Source organism: Pseudoalteromonas sp. MMG006 (assembly GCF_018101025.1).
Taxonomy (GTDB): domain Bacteria; phylum Pseudomonadota; class Gammaproteobacteria; order Enterobacterales; family Alteromonadaceae; genus Pseudoalteromonas.
Genome location: NZ_JAGJEJ010000014.1, coordinates 19,434 through 38,238 on the forward strand (window position 1 = coordinate 19,434; position 18,805 = coordinate 38,238).

The 18,805-nt window shown below is 41.2% G+C and carries 17 protein-coding genes and 1 pseudogene; 6 read left to right on the forward strand and 12 right to left on the reverse strand.

Annotation, left to right across the window (positions count from 1 at the left end):
- Positions 1–2 precede the first annotated feature (2 nt).
- Positions 3–311 (reverse strand): metalloregulator ArsR/SmtB family transcription factor, encoded by a 309-nt coding sequence (locus J8L73_RS13380; protein WP_211017796.1) that lies wholly within the window; start codon positions 309–311, stop codon positions 3–5.
- A gap of 286 nt (positions 312–597) precedes the next feature.
- On the opposite strand from J8L73_RS13380, the gene J8L73_RS13385 reads away from it, so the two are divergent.
- Entirely contained in the window at positions 598–942 is a 345-nt protein-coding gene (locus J8L73_RS13385) for a rhodanese-like domain-containing protein (protein ID WP_211001303.1), read from the forward strand.
- A gap of 66 nt (positions 943–1,008) precedes the next feature.
- Positions 1,009–2,787: an alkaline phosphatase D family protein gene (locus tag J8L73_RS13390; RefSeq protein WP_211017798.1), complete on the forward strand. Its 1,779-nt coding sequence runs from the start codon at positions 1,009–1,011 to the stop codon at positions 2,785–2,787.
- Positions 2,788–2,924: 137 nt separating this feature from the next.
- On the opposite strand, the pseudogene J8L73_RS13395 reads toward J8L73_RS13390, so the two are convergent.
- The 4 genes and pseudogenes from J8L73_RS13395 to J8L73_RS13410 form a co-directional block, all read right to left on the reverse strand.
- Positions 2,925–3,323 (reverse strand): annotated as a pseudogene (locus J8L73_RS13395) (PH domain-containing protein); the annotation flags it as partial.
- Between the two features lie 88 nt (positions 3,324–3,411).
- Positions 3,412–4,029 (reverse strand): LysE family translocator, encoded by a 618-nt coding sequence (locus J8L73_RS13400; RefSeq protein WP_211017802.1) that lies wholly within the window; start codon positions 4,027–4,029, stop codon positions 3,412–3,414.
- Positions 4,030–4,212, reverse strand: coding sequence for a hypothetical protein (locus J8L73_RS13405; protein WP_211017804.1), 183 nt, complete (start codon positions 4,210–4,212; stop codon positions 4,030–4,032).
- A gap of 180 nt (positions 4,213–4,392) precedes the next feature.
- A complete protein-coding gene (locus J8L73_RS13410) occupies positions 4,393–4,791 on the reverse strand; it encodes a DUF3224 domain-containing protein (RefSeq protein WP_211017806.1) in 399 nt (132 codons plus the stop codon).
- 103 nt (positions 4,792–4,894) lie between these two features.
- Here J8L73_RS13410 and J8L73_RS13415 point away from each other — a divergent pair, with 103 nt between their 5' ends.
- On the forward strand, positions 4,895–6,673 hold the full coding sequence (locus J8L73_RS13415) for an ABC transporter transmembrane domain-containing protein (protein ID WP_211017808.1): 1,779 nt from the start codon (positions 4,895–4,897) through the stop codon (positions 6,671–6,673).
- On the opposite strand, the gene J8L73_RS13420 is transcribed toward J8L73_RS13415, so the two are convergent.
- Positions 6,670–7,302 (reverse strand): OmpA family protein, encoded by a 633-nt coding sequence (locus tag J8L73_RS13420; protein ID WP_211017810.1) that lies wholly within the window; start codon positions 7,300–7,302, stop codon positions 6,670–6,672. The two genes, J8L73_RS13415 and J8L73_RS13420, sit on opposite strands and share 4 nt — an antisense overlap.
- 205 nt (positions 7,303–7,507) lie before the next feature.
- On the opposite strand from J8L73_RS13420, the gene chrA reads away from it, so the two are divergent.
- A complete protein-coding gene (gene chrA, locus J8L73_RS13425; protein WP_211017932.1) occupies positions 7,508–8,659 on the forward strand; it encodes a chromate efflux transporter in 1,152 nt (383 codons plus the stop codon).
- Here the strand turns inward: chrA and J8L73_RS13430 are convergent.
- The 4 genes from J8L73_RS13430 to speA are packed head-to-tail and all read right to left on the reverse strand — an operon-like array spanning position 8,616 to position 13,639.
- A complete protein-coding gene (locus J8L73_RS13430; RefSeq protein ID WP_211017812.1) occupies positions 8,616–9,875 on the reverse strand; it encodes a mechanosensitive ion channel domain-containing protein in 1,260 nt (419 codons plus the stop codon). The two genes, chrA and J8L73_RS13430, sit on opposite strands and share 44 nt — an antisense overlap.
- Entirely contained in the window at positions 9,872–10,792 is a 921-nt protein-coding gene (locus tag J8L73_RS13435) for an acetyltransferase (RefSeq protein ID WP_211017821.1), read from the reverse strand. The genes J8L73_RS13430 and J8L73_RS13435 overlap by 4 nt, the downstream gene beginning before the upstream one ends.
- A gap of 24 nt (positions 10,793–10,816) precedes the next feature.
- Positions 10,817–11,698: an acyltransferase gene (locus tag J8L73_RS13440; RefSeq protein WP_211017823.1), complete on the reverse strand. Its 882-nt coding sequence runs from the start codon at positions 11,696–11,698 to the stop codon at positions 10,817–10,819.
- 60 nt (positions 11,699–11,758) lie between these two features.
- Positions 11,759–13,639, reverse strand: coding sequence for a biosynthetic arginine decarboxylase (speA, locus tag J8L73_RS13445; protein ID WP_211017825.1), 1,881 nt, complete (start codon positions 13,637–13,639; stop codon positions 11,759–11,761).
- A gap of 199 nt (positions 13,640–13,838) precedes the next feature.
- Between speA and speE the strand changes: the two genes are divergently transcribed.
- On the forward strand, positions 13,839–14,702 hold the full coding sequence (gene speE, locus J8L73_RS13450) for a polyamine aminopropyltransferase (protein WP_211017827.1): 864 nt from the start codon (positions 13,839–13,841) through the stop codon (positions 14,700–14,702).
- A 54-nt stretch (positions 14,703–14,756) separates the two neighbouring features.
- Here the strand turns inward: speE and J8L73_RS13455 are convergent, their stop codons facing one another.
- On the reverse strand, positions 14,757–15,989 hold the full coding sequence (locus J8L73_RS13455) for a hypothetical protein (protein WP_211017829.1): 1,233 nt from the start codon (positions 15,987–15,989) through the stop codon (positions 14,757–14,759).
- Positions 15,979–16,602: a methylamine utilization protein gene (locus J8L73_RS13460; RefSeq protein WP_211001316.1), complete on the reverse strand. Its 624-nt coding sequence runs from the start codon at positions 16,600–16,602 to the stop codon at positions 15,979–15,981. The genes J8L73_RS13455 and J8L73_RS13460 overlap by 11 nt, the downstream gene beginning before the upstream one ends.
- Positions 16,603–16,761: 159 nt before the next feature.
- Here J8L73_RS13460 and J8L73_RS13465 point away from each other — a divergent pair, with 159 nt between their 5' ends.
- Complete coding sequence (locus J8L73_RS13465; RefSeq protein ID WP_211017831.1) at positions 16,762–18,804, forward strand: glycoside hydrolase family 97 protein; 2,043 nt, start codon at positions 16,762–16,764, stop codon at positions 18,802–18,804.
- The last annotated feature ends 1 nt before the right edge of the window (position 18,805 follow it).

Below are 18,805 nucleotides of genomic sequence, written 5' to 3' on the forward strand. Positions count from 1 at the left end.
CATTATTTAGCCGTACTTTGCTTGCAAAACCACTCGTAAAGTAACGTAATAATCAACTCAACTTTTGGGTCGATTAGCGAATAATAAATAGTGTGCCCATCGCGGCGAGTAGCCACTAGCTGCGCTTTGCGTAAACTCGCCAAATGCTGAGACAAAGCAGACTGGGCCAACGGAATATTTTTATTTAACTCACCCACACTTTGCTCACCTTGCAACAAACTACATAAAATCATTAAGCGACTTTTATTAGCCATAAGTTTTAAAAATTGCTCTGCCTGCTGAGCGTTTTCGGCAAGTTGTTCAATATTCATTGTGATGCTTAGTTATTTTGCGTGCTTTAATTATAGACTTTTACATTAGTAAGTTCTAATATAATTAACATTAGGGGTTGCTAATATTAATTAGTATTAGATTTAAATCATCGGTAATACAGTTTTTATTAGTGGCTGTGCCGTTACAATTTCGGTGCTTTTAAACTACTTTGTTGAGAGTAGCTTTCAATTTTTAACACATTTATTGGCATTAACTTAGTGCAATCAAATTACACCAAGCGATGCCCGTGAGTGTCTTTTGCGCAAAAAGAGGATATACCTACTCATGCTTACTTCAATTCCTGATTTACTAAAAATTATCACACCTAACCAGCGCCGCATTGATGCAGCACAAGCAAAGCAAGAGCTTGAACAAAATAAAGGGCTGCTTATTGATGTGCGCGAACCTGCTGAGCGTGCCAATGTAGCTGCAGTTGGGGCAATCAATATTCCTCGCGGATTACTCGAAATGAAGCTAATGGAAATAGAAAAAGACCCTGCCCGCCCTATTTACTTACATTGTGCCAGCGGTGCGCGCGCCACATTAAGCGCAGAAGCGCTAACCCGCGTTGGCTACGAAAACGTAACGGTTATAACCTGTAACGCAACGCAAGTGAGTGAAGTTTTTTAACTGCTTCATAAAAAAGTAACCTAAATTGCCTACACTTTGCTTTTTACACTTAACAGGTACAAAGCAATGGAATTTACACGGAGAAGTTTTTTAAAAGCATCGGCAGCAGGATTTGGCGCTGCCGTATTATCACTTGGTTTAGCAGGTTGCAGGTTTGATGACGATGACGACACTCCTGTTAGCTTTGATCACGGTGTTGCCAGCGGCGACCCGCTTAGCGATAGCTTAATTATTTGGACCCGTGTAACCCCACTTAATATAACAACTAAAACATTAAACGTGCAGTGGCAAGCCGCCACAGATAAAAGCTTTACTAATATTGTTCACGATGGTGAAGCACGCATAAGTGATACCACCGATTTTACGCTTAAAGTTGATTTACAAGGGCTTGATGCCAACACCATTTATTACTACCGATTTAACGCACACGGAAAAACCTCCCCTACCGGGCAAGGAAAAACGCTTCCTGTAGGTAACGTAGATAAAGTAAAGTTAGCAGTTGTATCGTGCGCAAATTACCCTGCCGGGTATTTCCATGTGTATGGTGAAATTGCTAAGCAAAGCGATTTAGATGCCGTATTACATTTAGGTGATTACATTTACGAGTACAGTAATACTGGCTATGCAACCGAAGACGCTGCCCAATTAGACCGACTTCTCCCCCTCGATAACAGCAGTGAAATTATAGCGCTTACCGATTACAGAAAACGCTATGCAAATTATCGCCTCGATGCCGACTTACAAGCAGCCCATAGCCACTGTGCATTTATAACGGTGTGGGACGACCACGAAATTACCAACGACACATGGCGCGAAGGCGCTGAAAATCATAACGAAGGTGAAGGCGAGTTTAGCCAACGTAAGCTAAATGCACTACAAGCTTACTTTGAGTGGATGCCAATTCGTAATGTAGCCGATAAAGAGCGCATTTACCGTCGCTTTGAATTTGGTAACTTAGTTTCTTTATACATGCTAGACACCCGCGTTTTGGCCCGTGATGAACAGCTTAGCTACAGCGATTTTGATCTCACAACCCCTGTGGGTCAAAGTGCATTTGCCGCAGCAATTGGTGCGAGTGATCGCGCATTATTAGGCAGTGAACAACTTACTTGGCTTAGCGATGCAATAACGACCTCAAGTACTCAGTGGCAAGTATTAGGGCAACAAGTGCTCATGACCAAAATGCATTTACCTGTAGAAGTGATGCTGCTACTAGCTAGCTTACAAAGTACACAAGCAAGTGGTGGCGACCCTAGTGCTTTACTCGCACAGGCAAATATTTTATTTGCAGAGCTGGCGAAAATTAAAGGCCGAGTATTAGCGGGTGACCCAAGCGTTACAGCCGCTGAGCTTGCACGGGTAGAAACCACCATACCGTATAACCTTGATGCTTGGGATGGCTACGCCTACGAGCGAGAAGTGTTATTAGGCACCGCTATTGCTGCACAAAAAAACTTAGTGGTTTTAGCCGGTGATACACATAATGGTTGGGCAGGAGAGCTTAAAACTGATGCCAATAACCCTATTGCAGCCTCACAAAATGCAGGAGTGGAGTTTGCAACTGCCTCGGTTTCATCACCAGGGCTTGAAAAGTATTTAGCGCTAAACACACAAGATGCGCAAACCGTGGCACAAATAGAGCAAGTGATTGCTTTGTTAGTTGACGACCTTGCTTATAATAATTTAGTAGAGCGCGGCTATTTAACCGTTACTTTTACACCCACACAAGCCAGTGCTAAGTGGAACTATGTAAGCACAATTAAAGCACATGAGTATCAAATTGTTGAAAGCCGTACCAAAGAGCTAAGTATGCTTGCGGGGCAAGCTCAATTACAAAGCGTTTAACGCTTCGCCTCTAAAGCAGCTAAGCGCGTATCTATTCGCTCTACTACCTCAACTAAGCGGGCAAGTAATGCTTGGTTGAGGTGATCTTCAGCAAACTCTTCCACTTTAGGTGCTTGCGCAGCTAAGTTATCTTTTTACTCAAGTATGGCTTCTCTAAACTCACTTGCGTTTACAACACCAAGTAATGACACCAATGCACCATGGCCAGACTGCCCCGCAGTTTCAAAACTTAAGCGGTATAAACCAAATAAACGCATCAGCGGCCCTTGGCTCAGCCCAACATCGGTTATTTTTTCAAGTGGTATCGATTTTTCTTCTTTAAATAAAATACCGCGTTTAACAACCAGCTTTTGCGTGAGTAATTGCGCCGACATAGCCACTAAAACTTTACCTGCCACCAGCCAAACAATAATTAACACCACGGGTATGAGCGGAATAGTCACTAAAGCAACGGCACTAAAAAAGCATGCCATAGTCATCCAGTATTGTTTCACTTTAGGATCAAAGCTGGCACTTTTTAAAATAGGGTTGCTCATTGGTTTATCCTCAATACATCTAAACGTTTTATAGATTAAAAAAGCTAAGTTACACTCTAACCTATTGATTTATAAATCCAATAAATCATTACACACTAAACACTACTTTTATGGCTAGCATGATAAATATAATTCCCAATATTTTATCAAGCCATGGGTTTTGCTTAGTAAAACCAAAGCGATTTTTTGAAACTTCTATCAGTAACGCCACGAGCAAATACCAGCCGGTGTCAATTACAAACACCGTTAAACACATAATTATGCCCACACTTAAAGTAAGTGCCTGAGGGTCAATAAACTGTGAGAACAAGGCTAAAAAGAAAATAGCGAGCTTGGGGTTTAAAAAAGCAATGGCAAAGCCATCTTGTAATGCTTTAGCTGCACTTACCTCACTTTTTTGTACTTCAAGTTCGTTATTACTTGGTTTTGCTAGCAATATTTTTATGCCTAAATACGCCAAATAGGCCGCACCTAAGTAAACGAGTATTTGATAAACAGTTGGAAACTGCGTCATTAAAGCACCTAACCCTAATAACGATGCTCCGGCATACAAGCCAACGCCAGTGCCATGACTGAGTGCGGCAAGCATACCGTTTTTCATACTGCCGTTAAGTGAGTGCTTTAAAACCACCGCCAAACTTGGCCCTGGCGACATTGCGCCCATCATGCAAATAGCCGCTAGGCTTAACCATACTGTAAATGTCATTTAAAGCTCGTCAGTTTCAATAAGTAATGTATAACCGTGCACTTGCCCATAAAAGCCTGTCAATGGCACTGCGTTTATTACTTTCCAGCCATCTTGGTTTAATTCCTTTATGCGGTCATTCAGTGCGACTATATCTACCCCACCCAAAAAACGAGTCTTTCTAAATTCGATTACTTTTTGCACTTTAATCCTTGAGTGTCTTATACCAATTCGCTTATTTAAGTGATCTTTTTTGAGGATGGAAAAACGTGTTGATAGCTAGGCAAAAAATTCGCTATTTAGTTGTTCTAAATGAGAATTTTTTAACGCAGGTAGCGACACGTTTAGGCCCGCAAAATGATTAAGTAATATTGCGGATTGGTATTATAAAGTGTATTCAAAATCGTAGTAGTGAATCCCTTGCTCAATACGTATTTTCATACTGCCCGTTAACCCTTCTAGCTCATGAGTGCCTGAATCAGGAATAACATTTAAAATTAGGCTATCTTGGCCTTTATTCATAGTACCAAAATGCTGCAATACAAAGCTGCCTTTTTTGTCTTCAAGCTCGCCTATTACTTGCTCTATAGCAACATAACCGGCACTGCCTTGCGTGGGTGTCATGGCGCTTAGCATTTCGCCTTGGCTGGTGGCATTTAAGCTACCTTTAAAAGTTTTATCTATCGACATACGCCCTAAATTAATACCATTTTGGCCGCTTGCGTAGCCTTCTATAGGGGCTAGGTTTACATTAAATTCTCCACTTACGGTTTTAGTAGTCATAACGTTTCCTTATTGATGATTTAAACTGTACTTATATTTAAGCGTATTGATTTTTATTATCTTAGTGCCATATCTATACCCTAACCTTTAAAAAGAATCCACTATGTCAAAAACAACACCTAATCCCGATAAAGCCGCCTTTAGTAGTTTATTACCTATTTTTGCTTTTATTAAACCGCATAAATGGATGGTAGTAGCGGCGCTTGGCGCCCTTTTAGTAACTGCTGGCGTTAACTTATCATTAGGGCAAGGCGTTAAATTTGTCATAGATCATGGCTTTATCGCAGGCTCCCAATCCCAGTTACAACAAGCTGTATTGGTACTTATTGGTTTGATTAGCTTATTGGCCGTGGGCACGTTTAGCCGCTTTTATTTAATGTCGTGGATTGGCGAGCGCGTCAGTAACGATATTCGCAAAGCGGTGTTTAATCGCATTGTTACCCTGCACCCAAGCTACTTTGAAGAAAACCGCAGTGGCGAGCTTATGTCGCGTTTAACAACCGACACCACCTTATTACAATCGATTATTGGCTCATCGTTTTCTATGGCACTGCGTAGCGCATTAATGTTGGTGGGTGGCTTGGTAATGCTGTTAGTTACTAACTTAAAGCTTACCCTTGTTGTGGTTGCTTGTGTGCCGCTGGTATTGGTACCCATGATGGTATTTGGTAAAAAGGTGCGAAAGCTTGCAAGCTCCAGCCAAGATGCAATAGCCGACATAAGCACCTATGCCGGCGAGATCATTCAAAACATAAAAGTAGTACAAAGCTATAGCCATGAAGCACAAGAGCAGCACGCTTTTGCACTTGAAACCGAAAAAGCCTTTAGTGTGGCTAAAAGCCGCATTAAGCAACGCTCATTTTTAATTGCTGCGGTCATATTTTTAACTTTTAGCGCTATTAGCGCAATGCTTTGGGTAGGTGGCAGTGACGTACTAGCTGGTACTATGACTGGCGGTGAGCTAGGCGCCTTTGTGTTTTACGCTATTATGGTGGCTATGTCGGTGGCAACCGTTGCAGAGGTTTACGGCGAGCTGCAACGTGCAGCAGGTGCTGCGGCGCGCTTACTGGAGCTACTTGCAGTTAAAAGCGAAATAGAAAACCCAATCACTTCACAAGACGATGAGCTATTAGTAAACACTAACAGTCCCGCTATCGAACTTGAAAACATTAGCTTTAACTACCCATCTCGCCCCGATGTAAGCGCGCTTAACAAAATAAGCTTAACTATAGAGCAAGGTAAAACCGTTGCCATTGTTGGCCCCTCTGGCGCAGGTAAAACGACGTTATTTGAATTACTACAGCGCTTTTACGACCCAGCAAAAGGCGCGATTAAATTTAATGATATAAACATTAAAGACCTATCGCTTAATACCCTTAGAGGTAAAATGGGTATGGTGGCACAAAATCCTATTTTATTTAGCTCAGATGTAATGCATAACATTCGCTACGGCAACCCAAATGCCACTGACGAGCAAGTGTATGCCGCTGCAAAGCACGCCCACGCAGATGAGTTTATTAAACAATTACCGCAAGGTTATAACAGCTTTTTAGGTGAACAAGGGGTAAGGCTTTCGGGCGGACAAAAGCAACGCATTGTATTGGCACGCGCTATTTTAAAAGACCCTGAAATACTGCTCCTTGATGAAGCAACCAGCGCACTCGATGCGCAAAGCGAGCATCACGTTCAAGCCGCGCTTGAGCATTTAATGCAAAACAGAACAACGTTAATTATTGCCCATAGGTTGGCAACGGTTAAACATGCAGATGTGATTGTAGTAATGGAAAATGGAGAAATAAAAGCAACAGGGAGCCACCAGCAATTACTAGCAAGCTCCCCTTTGTATCAGCGTCTTTGTGAATTGCAGTTCAACAAAAACTAACCTTCTGTGTTCGGCACTATTTGAATTTCTACACGGCGGTTTTGAGCACGGCCATTTGCGCTATCGTTAGTCGCAATTGGACGTGTTTCGCCATAGCCTGTTGTGCTAATACGTGCAGCCATAATCTGCTGGTTTACTAAATAGTTTTTAACGCTTTGAGCACGTTCGCGCGATAGGTTCATGTTGTAGCTATCTTTACCTGTGCTATCGGTATGTCCTTCAACACTAAGATACGTTTTTTCGTATTTATTCATTACTTTTGCAATTGCATCTAAGGTATCGTTAAAGCCTGATGAAATATAAGATTGATCAGTCGCAAAAGTGATATTAGACGGCATAACTAAACGTAGATTATCGCCCTCACGTACAACTTCAACGCCCGAGCCTGCAAGTTCATCACGAAACGCTTCTTCTTGCTTATCCATGTAATCACCTACTGCAGCGCCCGCAAGCGCACCAATGGCAGCACCAATAAATATGCGTTTATCTTTATGATTACCCGTTGCTTTACCTAGTACGCCACCGGCTGCTGCGCCAATAGCTGCACCTTTACCAGTATTGTTCATTTCACAGCCACTTAAAAGTAGAGCTATAACAGATGCACTTACTAGTGATTTAGTTAATGTCATGATGATGTCCTGTTCTTTCTATAATTAGCAAGAGTATGCAAATACATCTATGAACAAACTATGAAGTGTCTGTTAATAATTAAGTAAATTTAACCCCTGCTCACTTCACAAATACGCACAATAGCATACTCTGCAGCGTAGTATTAATAAAAGTGTCATACTGATTTGTGACAATTAAATGAATTTTAACGAGGACTTTGGCGCTATGTTATTAGCTATTTTTAGGCAGTTTTTTTTACTTGGCTGCATGAGCTTTGGTGGTCCAGCTGCTCATTTAGGCTATTTTAAGCGTCATTTTGTAGATACATTAAACTGGCTAACTAACACTCGTTATGCCCAGCTTATTAGCTTGAGCCAAGCTCTTCCTGGGCCAGGTTCAAGCCAAGTAAGCTTTGCTATTGGTGTAGAGCGAGCGGGCGTACTTGGAGGAATAGCTGCGTTTATTGGTTTTACACTGCCTTCATTTTTAATTATGGTGCTACTTGCTATTAGTGCGCATCAGTTTGATGCAGTTTACTTTGCGGTTATTGCGGGGTTAAAGTTATTTGCAGTGGTTATTGTGGCCGATGCCACGCTGAGCATGGCTAAAAGCTTTTGTACTAATTATGTGTTAAAGCTACTAGCAGTACTAAGTACATTGGCGCTAATATTTATGCCTATGCTAGGCACACAAATAGCTATTTTAGTTATTGCAGCCACCGTTGGCGCCATTTTGCCTATGCTCAAACTTGCTCAATCAAGTAGCCCTAACAGTAATAAAAGTAAGGTAAATTGGATCGCTTTAAGCGTATTTGTACTCATACTGGCTATTAGCTTTGTACCCTTAGGTCAAAATGCCAATGTGTTTGCTGCTTTTTATCAGGCCGGTGCAATGGTGTTTGGTGGCGGACACGTTGTATTGCCAATACTACAAGCAGGCTTACCCACACTAAGCGACGATCAATTTTTAAGTGCATATGCCAGTGCACAGGCAGTGCCTGGACCTATGTTTACCATTGCGACCTATTTAGGCACGCAGTTAACCACAGAGCAGCCATTTGTGGGCGCTATTATTGCTACGCTTCTTATATTTACACCGGGCTTTTTATTAATGCTGGCATTTCAAAAAAGCTGGTTAAACCTTGCAAACAAACCTCGCTTCGCAAGCTCTATAGCAGCGCTTAATGCTGCCGTAGTCGGCTTTTTAGCCGCTGCATTGTATTCACCAATTTGGACATCAGCAGTGCATAACCTATGGCAAGTAGGGCTGATAATTGCGGCCTTTGCATGGTTAAGAATAAAAAAGCCACCTATTTGGTGGCTATTAGCTTTATTTATTGCTGTGGGTCTTGCCCAGTACTATTTGCCATTACTTTAAAGGTTGGCTTATCTGTTTGCTGGGTATTCGGTGGGCTTAATTGCCCACTCACACTTTGATACGCTCTAAGGCCAAACACCGGCAATACAGCAAGCAAATGATCCATTATTTCAGCTTGTAAGTGCTCGTACGAAATCCAACGTTTGTCTTCACTAAAGCAATAAAACTCAATAGGTAAGCCGTGATTTAACGGCTGCAGCTCTCGCACCATCAGTGTAAGCGTTGTATTAATTTTATTATGCTGTTTTAAGTAGCCCTCTGCGTAACGACGAAACAACCCTAAGTTAGAGACCGGATCAGGCAATGACGCAACACGTATATACTCATGCAGCGGAATAGCCGCATCTATTTGCTTTCTAAATCCATCACTCACTAAGCAAATACTGTGCATATCTATATTTAGTGAGCGCTTAATACGTCTGCCACCAGATTCTTGCATCCCGCGCCAGTTTTTAAACGAACCCGCAACCAGCATATAAGTAGGAATAGTCGTAATGGTGTTATCCCAGTTGCGCACTTTTACAGTATTCAAACCTAAATCTATTACTTCCCCATCTGCGCCATAGTTTTCTACCTGGATCCAATCGCCGTAAGTAACCAGTCTGTTTGCCGCAATTTGAATACTCGCCACAAAACCTAAAATGGTGTCTTTAAATACTAATAAGGTAACAGCGGCTATAGCACCAAAGCCAGAAAGAATATACGTAGGTGATTTTTCAAGCACGATACTCACTATTAATATTGCACATACAATAAACGTAATAAGTTTTACGACTTGTAGTAAGCCCTGAATAGGCACTTCGCGTGCAAAATCTAGCTGGTTATAAATAGCACCAGCTATACTCACTATACTGCTAAAAATAAAGCCTACATGAATAATCAGTATGCCTTGCCCAATCGTTTTTAAAATCTCGGCTGTTAGCTCATTAACCGGGTATACGCTATCAAAGGTTGCTAAAAAAAGTACACTACATAGCATACCTGCAATACGTTTATTGAGTTTATTAAGCAACGGGGAGAGTAAACCAATACGCTCAGGAGATAACTTAGTTACAATTTTTTGAATACCAGGGAGCATTAATCGGCGTGTAAACAAGTAGACAATTAATAGTGATAAAACCCCAATTGAGGCCGCTGTAATTGAACTAAGAAAATTTGCATCGGGTACTTTTTCAAACCAAGGTGCAATTAAATCCTGAAGGTGTGTGTGGGTCATAGTGTTTCAATTTCCTTACTGATTTGTGGTTCAAGTAAATCTTGTTGAGCATAAATGCCAGTGAGCTGCCTATCTTTAGCAACCCAAAGCTCATTAACGTATTTTTGAAAATCGCTTCTAAATACTCTGTCGTGTTGATAGCTGCCTAGCATTTGCTCGCTGATAGGTATCACATCAATAGAGACATAAATTGAGTTAAGCTCGCCTTTTAAAATATTGCGGCACACATGGCTAGTTTTACCGCTGTAAACTACGCTCGAATTCAACATGGCGTCAAATTGCTCGCCAAGTACCTCAAGCGCAAAGGCTATCCCCCCAGCTTTAGGCTTAAGTAAATGTTTAAAAGGGCTTTGCTGACTTGCGTGCTTTGCGGGAGTATAGCGGGTGCCTTCTACAAAATTAATTATTGTAGTGGGATTACGCTTAAAGTTACGGCAACTGTGTTTTGTACGCTCCACATCTAAACCTTTAAGCTTTGGGTTTTTAGCGAGCTGCGCTTTACTCACGCGTTTCATAAATGGCATGCCCATAGCCCACGCGCCAGTACCAATAAAAGGCACGTATTTTAATTCATCTTTTAAAAAAAACTTTGGAGCTGGCAATTTATGTAATGAGCTAAGTACGGCTATATCTAGCCAGCTCATATGATTGCAAATAAGTAAATACCAACTTTGCGCGTTTAAATCGCCATTTATATTTACTTCAATGTTAGGGCAGCCCAGCCACAAACCAAATCTATTACCATTACACCAGCCACGATAGACCTGATGTAAAAGAGTATTTATTATCCTCAAGGGCAGTAGTAGTTTAACCACTCCCAGTAATAAAACTAAGGTGCCAAAAATAATCACATTAGAGAATAATACGCAGCCTACAATTAAGCCGTTAAGCCAATTAGGTAACCACTTTTTTAGCATAACTGTAAGCTCATTATATTCGCCTTATTGTTTATGGTTTTGCTCAAGCTGTTGTAGCGTCAGCTCTTTTTCTTCCCATAAACGATTTAGTTCACTTTGAAAGCCCACTCTAAACTCAGAGTCGCCAGTATAATCACCAATTAGCTCTTTGCTCACAGGGCGAATATCTACATGTACGTTGATTTGCTTAACTTTACCACCAGCAAAGTCCATAAACGTAGGTATGCCATCGGGGTAATGAATCGTGACATTCACTACTTTAGAAATTTGCTCACCCATCGCCTGCATTACAAATGCAATTCCACCTGCTTTTGGTTTTAATAAGTGTGGAAAAGGACTGCTTTGTCGTGCGTGCTTTTGCTCTGTAAAGCGTGTGCCCTCAACAAAGTTAACGACGCTTACTGGCATTTCTTTAAATTTTTCGCAGGCTTTACGGGTTGTTTCTAGGTCTTTACCACGTAATTTAGGGTTCTTTTTTAACTGGCTTTTGCTGGTGCGCGTCATAAATGGAAAGTCGAGTGCCCACCAACACAAACCTAAAATAGGCACGTAAATAAGCTCTTTTTTCAAAAAGAAGTTTAAAAATGGAATTTTGCGATTAAACACTCGCTGCAGTACTAAAATATCTACCCAGCTTTGGTGATTAGCAATTACTAAGTACCAATCTTTTAATTTAACGTCTTCTAAGCCAGTTACATTTAATTTTGTAGGCGTACATAGCTTTTGATTCAGTCCATTAAAAGAGACCCAAGCTGTAGCACATGACTTGGCTGTCCAGCTCATTAATTTTTGTAGCGGCTTAAAAGGAATAAGCTTTAAAAGACCACAAGCAAAAATAGGCACAAACCATATAAGTGTGTTTAACGTGTAAAAAATAAGGCTTAATACACTGCGAATAACTGACATTACTTCCATTCCTTTAAACAGTGCGCAGCAACTAGCACTGCGCTTTTATTTACTTATAAATTAATCTTCAAAATAGGTGTAACCTTCAAGGCCTGCATTAAGCTCTGCTAGATATCCCTCTTTGCATTGCTCAGATACAGCTAGCTTATTAACTTGATAAGCAAAGTTATCCGCCAAAATGGCGCTATCATAGTCAACAAACTTTAATACATCCTTAACGCTATCACCTTTAATGGCATTGGTTAATACATAACCTTCGTCATTTAGCTCAACATGTACTGAGTCGGTGTCGCCAAATAAGTTATGTAAATCACCTAAAATTTCTTGGTATGCACCTACCATAAACATAGCAATATGGTATTGCTCACCAGGTTTGTACTCCGGAATAGGTAGGCTGGTTTCTATACCCGCGCCTTCTACGTATTCACGAATTTGTCCGTCAGAATCACAGGTTATATCTTGAATAATTGCGCGCTGAGTTAAAGGCTGATTTAGGTGTTCTATTGGCATTACCGGAAATAACTGTTGTATACCCCACACATCAGGTAACGACTGAAACAGTGAAAAGTTAACAAACAGTTTATCAGCTAATTTTTCGTTTAAGTCGTCGAGTACTTCGCGGTGTGCACGGGCGTTATTACTAAGCGATGCACGCACGCGATGTAAAATAGTAAAGTATAACTGCTCTATTTTTGCCCACTCTAACATGCTGACCAAACCATGCACGTATTGATCGTGTGCTTCGCTAAATAGGTGCATCGCATCGTGATAAATTTCCAGCGCCATACGCGGGTTTAATCGTTGTAAACACTGCCACATTTCATCAAGCACTAGGGCACTATTTTCAATAGGTGGCTCTGGGTTTAAATGATTAGGTGCTTTCTCGACATCAATTACATCAGTAATTAACACAGCGTGATGAGCAGTTAAAGCGCGGCCCGATTCAGTAATAATGGCCGGGTGTGCAAGGTTATGTTGGTCGCACACTTCTGCAAACGCATTTACTACGTTACGTGCGTACTCCTCTACTGTGTAGTTCATCGAACACGCACTGCGAGAGCCCGAGCCTTCGTAATCAACGCCTAAACCACCACCGACATCAACCGTATTAAGTGGTACACCTAACTGAGTAAGTTCCGCAAAGTGGCGCGCACATTCGCGCAGGGCCCGGTGTATGTCTCGAATGTTGGCAATTTGAGAGCCAATATGAAAATGCACCATTTGCATTAAGTGCAATTTATTATGCTGCTTAAGTACTTCAACAGCACTAAGCACTTGCCCTGCAGTTAAGCCAAACTTACCTTTTTCACCACCGGTATTTTGCCACTTACCTTTACCCACTGAGTTTAAGCGAATACGAATGCCAATAGCGGGCTCAATGCCTAAGTTATCTATTTCTTCAAGTAAGGTGGTCAGTTCTGATAGTTTTTCTACTACTATTTTAACGCTGTGCCCCATGGCTTGGCCAATACACGCTAAGCGTAAAAACTCACTGTCTTTATAGCCATTACACACAATAGTAATTGGCTCTTTTGCAACGCCTAAAATAGCCATAAGTTCTGGTTTTGAGCCAGCTTCAAGGCCTACTAAACCACTAGGATGGGCAAGTAACTTACTTACCACGGAGCGTTGCTGGTTTACTTTAATAGGATATACACAGGTGTATTTCCCGTTATATTCACGGCTGCTACGTGCTTGAGTAAACGCATTTGTCAGCGTATCTACACGGTTTTTTAAAATATCAGTAAAGCGCACTAAAACCGGCAGCGTCAAACCTTGTTGCTTAAACTGCTCTGTTAATTGCGTTAAAGAAATCGCGCTTTTAGTTTGGTCACCATCGGGGTAGGCTACCAACTCGCCTTGTGCGTTTATATCAAAATAACCATCACTCCAATGAGCAACGTTATAAGTAGCGCGTGCTGTTTCTAAACCCCAGGTCATGGCAACTCTTCTTTAGTCAATTTAGCTATAAAGGCGCATTTTAATACGTCAGTACTGGCTAGGCTAACAAAAATTGAACTTTCACTCACCCCTAGCTAACTTTATTCGTTAAATAGGTTAAAATTTCATTGAGCAAAACGACAAGCACTGGCAGAATTGCCCCTTTTTCATACTCAACCAAAAAAGTGTAAAAGCAACTATGGCAAATTTAGATCAAAGTAAGTGGTTTACTGAAATTAGCGACCGCGATGGCAGCGCATTTTCATTACGTATTAACAAAAAGCTAGACGAAAAACAGTCTCCTTTTCAAAAAGTAGAAATGTTCGAAACCACAGACTTTGGTAATTTAATGATCATCGACGGCTGTACAATGGTTACAACCCGCGAAAACTTTTTTTACCATGAGATGATCAGCCACCCTGCACTTTTAGCGCACCCAAATCCTAAAAACGTGGTCATTATTGGCGGCGGCGACTGCGGTACATTACGCGAAGTATTAAAACACCCAGATGTAGAAACCGTAACCCAAATAGATATAGACGAAGTAGTGACGCAAATGTCGTTAAAATACTTCCCAGAGCTTTGCGAGTCTAATAACGATCCTCGTGCAACCGTTATGTTTGATGATGGCATTAAATACATGCGCGAAGCTGCGGGTGAGTCTATCGACGTTGTTATTGTTGATGGTACAGATCCAGTAGGCCCTGGTGAGGGGTTATTTAACCATGCGTTTTACACAAGCTGCCTAAATGCACTTCGCCCAGGCGGTATTTTAGTACAGCAAAGTGAATCGCCACTTATGCACATGCCATTGTTAGTTGAAATGCGTGAAGCTATGTTAAGTGTAGGATTTAATGATTTACAAACACTGCCATTCCCACAACCAATTTACCCAAGCGGTTTATGGTCGGTAACACTTGCTCGTAAATCAGAGGCATTTAGCGGCTTTAGAGAAGACGGCGCAGCACAAATAGCCAAGCAAAGTGAATACTACAACAGCGGTATTCACCATGGTGCACTCGCTACACCTAACTACATGAAACGCGCTTTTGATAAAAAATAATTTACACTTTTTTTGAAACTAAAAGGGAGCTTTAAAAGCTCCCTTTTTTGTACTTTAAAAACGCCATTGAGCGTTTAACATAATTTGCTGCTGCGATATGCGCTGTGCAAAGCCGCTGGCGGCTCTATTTTTTATAAAACTTTTAATCGCAGAGCCTTCAACACCTAATTGCCAACTATTACTGAGCTGGTAGCGCCACGTTGCGGTTACTCCCTCCCCATGGCTCGCATTAGGATCAAACGCAGTGGTGTCGTTATCTGTCACTTTAAAGTAATCATAGCGTACTGAAACTCGATGCTTACCTTCTTTATGGCTTAGCATTAAGTAATGGCTGTAAAACGCATTATCAATTAAAGCATTCGCACCCATTTCGGTTTCACCATTGAGCACCTGTGCTATAAAGCGAGTTTTGCTATTAAATTTATATAGCCAGGCAACGCTCGTAAAGCGAGTGTCCCATGCATACTGCCCAGAGCTATAATTTACAGTACTGGGGTCGCCGTTATTATCGTAGTAATAAACACGAAATTGCGATTTTTTTAAGTAATCCCAATGTACACCTGCATAATAGCCAAATCGCCCATCTACTTCTTCAAAGGGCAAAACACGGCCCGATTGCCAGCGTAAATCAAACTCATTTAATGAGGCTATAGGGCCAATGTTAACCCCTTCATTAAATGTGGTTTGTCTATCGTGCAATGCAAAGCCACGCCAAGCGAGTAAAGTACCGGTAGGATCATTGCCTTTAAACGTAGCACCTACAAAGCTAAAACTATGCTTAGAATTAAAGCGTTTAGCTGGGCGTTTAAGAGTTGCTTCGATACCAACGGTACGTAACTCTTCGCCTATCCAGCTATTAATGGCTGAGTTTGTGTAGTTATAAGGAGAAGTCCAGCCAATATCGGGGTTTTCAAGCGACATGAGCGGATAAAAACCACCACCGCGCACATGCCATTTGTACTTACTATCAGTTAGAGGCTGATACTTAATATAAGCTTGTGTTAAGCCTAAGCCAACATCAGGATCTTGATTTAAATTTAATACCCCATGAGCCGACCAACTAGATGCTAAATCAACATTAAAATCTAAAATACCCTGCGATAAAATAAGCTCATCACTTTTTGTATCATGGCGATAGAGGCCAATTCCACCATCTTGAAAGCTTGTATTATCATCACCTTGTACGGTTCTAACTTGTATCAAACCTTTAACCTGCGCATGTAGCGCAGCACTAAAAAATAAAATACTAACTAAAAATACAAACGTTAAAGTGCGATTAATAATCATCGAATTCATCCGTTGCAAAATCAATTTGCGCGGCTACTTCCTGTTTAACTTTATATTCAAGCGGTTGCGTACCTACAATCACGTTTTTAGTTTCAACGTTACTTATATCACTAAACCCTGAATGCCAAACACTTAACGTATATTCGCCCGCGCCGGTCTGTAAATTAGCCTTACCGTTTTCATCTGTAATTGCAAACACAGTGCTATCGACGACCACTATATAACCTAGCATCCAATCGTGAATATTACAGCCAAGCTCAACCACACCCGTTTGGTCAAAAATAATCGGTGCTTTTGGCTGCTCTTTATATAGCTTTAATTCAAATGTTTTTGCTTTAGAAAATGAATAAACGTGGTGCATGATAGAATCCGCATTTGGAAATTCTACTTTTGCATTTTGCGGAACAACTAATATTCGCGGAATAAATTCTCTATTTTGTTGACTCATTGCATAAGGAGCTTCGGGCACGGTAATCTCAGTAGAACCGCTAGCGGTTAACCACACAACGGCATTAGCTAAGGGCTCATTACTTGAATTTTTTATCGTTATATTGGCGGTAAAGCCCTGAGCGCTGGCACATAATAAAAATACATAAACTAAAACTTTGATCATATTAGTCATCGCTATTATCAATTTATTTACATTATAGACCGAACAAGTAGTTAAATTCTTTCTATTTTTTAAAACATTGAATACGTATGTAACCAGTCGTATTAATTTACAACTGTCATTATCCTTAAATGTCACCACTGACTCACCTAAGGACACACAATGAGAATACCAGCACTTGTGCTTTTAGCCTTTGCTAGCAACAGCTACGCAAAAACGGTTGAGCTAAAATCGCCAGACACACAAATAACGGTCACTATTTCTGATGAAAACACCACACCAAGCTACTCTATAAAATTTAAAAATAAGCCTATTATAAATAAATCGCTGCTTGGTTTTGAATTTAAAACTCAAGCTGCGTTTAGTGATGGCTTTAAAATTAAAGATATCAAGCAGCGAAGCGAAGACTCACAGTGGCAACAGCCATGGGGAGAGCGCCAAACAGTCACAGATAAACATTACGAAGTAGCTGTTACCTTTACAAAAAAAGAACCTAACTTAGGCACTTATACCATTCGTTTTCGCGCATTTAATAGTGGAGTCGGCTTTAGATACGAAGTACCTAAACAAGCAGGCTTTGAGCAAACATATATAACTAAAGAGCTAACTGAGTTTGCAATAAATAATAGTCACAACGCTAAAGCTTGGTGGATCCCCGCTCGTGGTTGGAACCGTTATGAGTACGTTTACAGCACCACCGCGCTTAACGAAGCGGCGCTAGCCCACACACCATTTACGTTTAAAACAAATGATGGCACTCACGTAAGTATTCATGAAGCGGCCCTTGTTGATTACGCAGGTATGGTACTAAATCAGCGCCGCCCAGGTACGTTTACAGCTGATTTAACACCGTGGTCAGACGGTATTGCGGTTAAAAAACAAGGCGCGTTTAATACCCCGTGGCGTACCATTCAAATTGCCGACAGCGCCGTGGGTTTAGTTAATTCAGACATTATATTAAATTTAAACGAGCCTAATAAACTCGGTGATGTGTCGTGGGTAAAACCAGGAAAATACGTAGGTATTTGGTGGGGCATGCATATAAACACGCAAACATGGGGCAGCGGAAAAAAACACGGTGCAACCACACAAACCACAAAATACTATATGGATTTTGCGGCTGAGTACGGATTTGATGGTGTGCTAGTAGAAGGTTGGAATGAAGGCTGGGATGGCGATTGGTATTTTAATGGTGATGTATTTAACTTTACCAAACCATACGACGACTTTGACATAGCTGCGCTGACTCAATACGGCAAACAAAAAGGCGTACAACTCATTGGACATCACGAAACATCGGGTAATGTAAGTAATTACCGTGACCAAATGGAAGATGCTTTTGCTCTTTACGAAAAATCAAACGTAAGCCAAGTTAAAACGGGTTATGTGGCTGATGGCGGTAATATAAAACGTATAGACAAAAACGGTATTGCGCGCCATGAATGGCATGATGGCCAATTTATGGTTAACGAATACCTACACAACGTAAAACTGGCTGCTAAACATAAAATTAGTATTAATACCCACGAGCCCATTAAAGATACTGGCCTGCGCCGTACTTACCCTAATTGGATTGCGCGAGAAGGTGCACGTGGGCAAGAATATAATGCATGGGGTTCGCCTCCTAACCCACCAAAGCATGTACCAATGCTTGCTTTTACACGTATGCTTTCTGGCCCTATGGACTTTACACCGGGTATTTTTGATATGAGCTTTAATGGTTTAGGGGATGATACAAACCGCCCACAAACTACGCTTGCAAAACAGCTTGCGCTTTATGTTGTGTTATATAGCCCAATTCAAATGGCCGCCGACTTACCTAAAAACTATTTAGCTAAGCCAGACGCATTTCAATTTATACAAGACGTACCAACAGATTGGCAGCAAAGTATTGCTCTTGATGGCGAAGTGGGCGACTTTATTGTATTTGCACGTAAAGAACGCAAACGCGATAAATACACAGGTAATGATTGGTACTTAGGCGCCGTAACCGACGAAAAAGCCCGTACTATTGAAGTAAAGCTCGACTTTTTAGAGCAAGGTAAAAAGTTTGAAGCGCAAATTTATCAAGACGGTAAAAACGCAGAGTGGAAAAATAATCCATATGATTTAAATATCGAAAAGCGCGTAGTCACCACAAACGATAAACTAACCTTAAAACTCGCTACCAGCGGTGGCACAGCCATTCGCTTTAAAGCACTTTAAG

Coding starts and splice junctions, on each gene's coding strand:
- J8L73_RS13460 (WP_211001316.1), bottom strand. CDS start 16,602: ATGATCAAAGTTTTAGTTTATGTATTTTTATTATGTGCCAGCGCTCAG.
- chrA (WP_211017932.1), top strand. CDS start 7,508: ATGTTATTAGCTATTTTTAGGCAGTTTTTTTTACTTGGCTGCATGAGC.
- J8L73_RS13380 (WP_211017796.1), bottom strand. CDS start 311: ATGAATATTGAACAACTTGCCGAAAACGCTCAGCAGGCAGAGCAATTT.
- J8L73_RS13415 (WP_211017808.1), top strand. CDS start 4,895: ATGTCAAAAACAACACCTAATCCCGATAAAGCCGCCTTTAGTAGTTTA.
- J8L73_RS13435 (WP_211017821.1), bottom strand. CDS start 10,792: ATGCTAAAAAAGTGGTTACCTAATTGGCTTAACGGCTTAATTGTAGGC.
- J8L73_RS13465 (WP_211017831.1), top strand. CDS start 16,762: ATGAGAATACCAGCACTTGTGCTTTTAGCCTTTGCTAGCAACAGCTAC.
- speA (WP_211017825.1), bottom strand. CDS start 13,639: ATGACCTGGGGTTTAGAAACAGCACGCGCTACTTATAACGTTGCTCAT.
- J8L73_RS13420 (WP_211017810.1), bottom strand. CDS start 7,302: ATGACATTAACTAAATCACTAGTAAGTGCATCTGTTATAGCTCTACTT.
- J8L73_RS13410 (WP_211017806.1), bottom strand. CDS start 4,791: ATGACTACTAAAACCGTAAGTGGAGAATTTAATGTAAACCTAGCCCCT.
- J8L73_RS13390 (WP_211017798.1), top strand. CDS start 1,009: ATGGAATTTACACGGAGAAGTTTTTTAAAAGCATCGGCAGCAGGATTT.
- J8L73_RS13430 (WP_211017812.1), bottom strand. CDS start 9,875: ATGACCCACACACACCTTCAGGATTTAATTGCACCTTGGTTTGAAAAA.
- speE (WP_211017827.1), top strand. CDS start 13,839: ATGGCAAATTTAGATCAAAGTAAGTGGTTTACTGAAATTAGCGACCGC.
- J8L73_RS13455 (WP_211017829.1), bottom strand. CDS start 15,989: ATGATTATTAATCGCACTTTAACGTTTGTATTTTTAGTTAGTATTTTA.
- J8L73_RS13440 (WP_211017823.1), bottom strand. CDS start 11,698: ATGTCAGTTATTCGCAGTGTATTAAGCCTTATTTTTTACACGTTAAAC.
- J8L73_RS13400 (WP_211017802.1), bottom strand. CDS start 4,029: ATGACATTTACAGTATGGTTAAGCCTAGCGGCTATTTGCATGATGGGC.
- J8L73_RS13385 (WP_211001303.1), top strand. CDS start 598: ATGCTTACTTCAATTCCTGATTTACTAAAAATTATCACACCTAACCAG.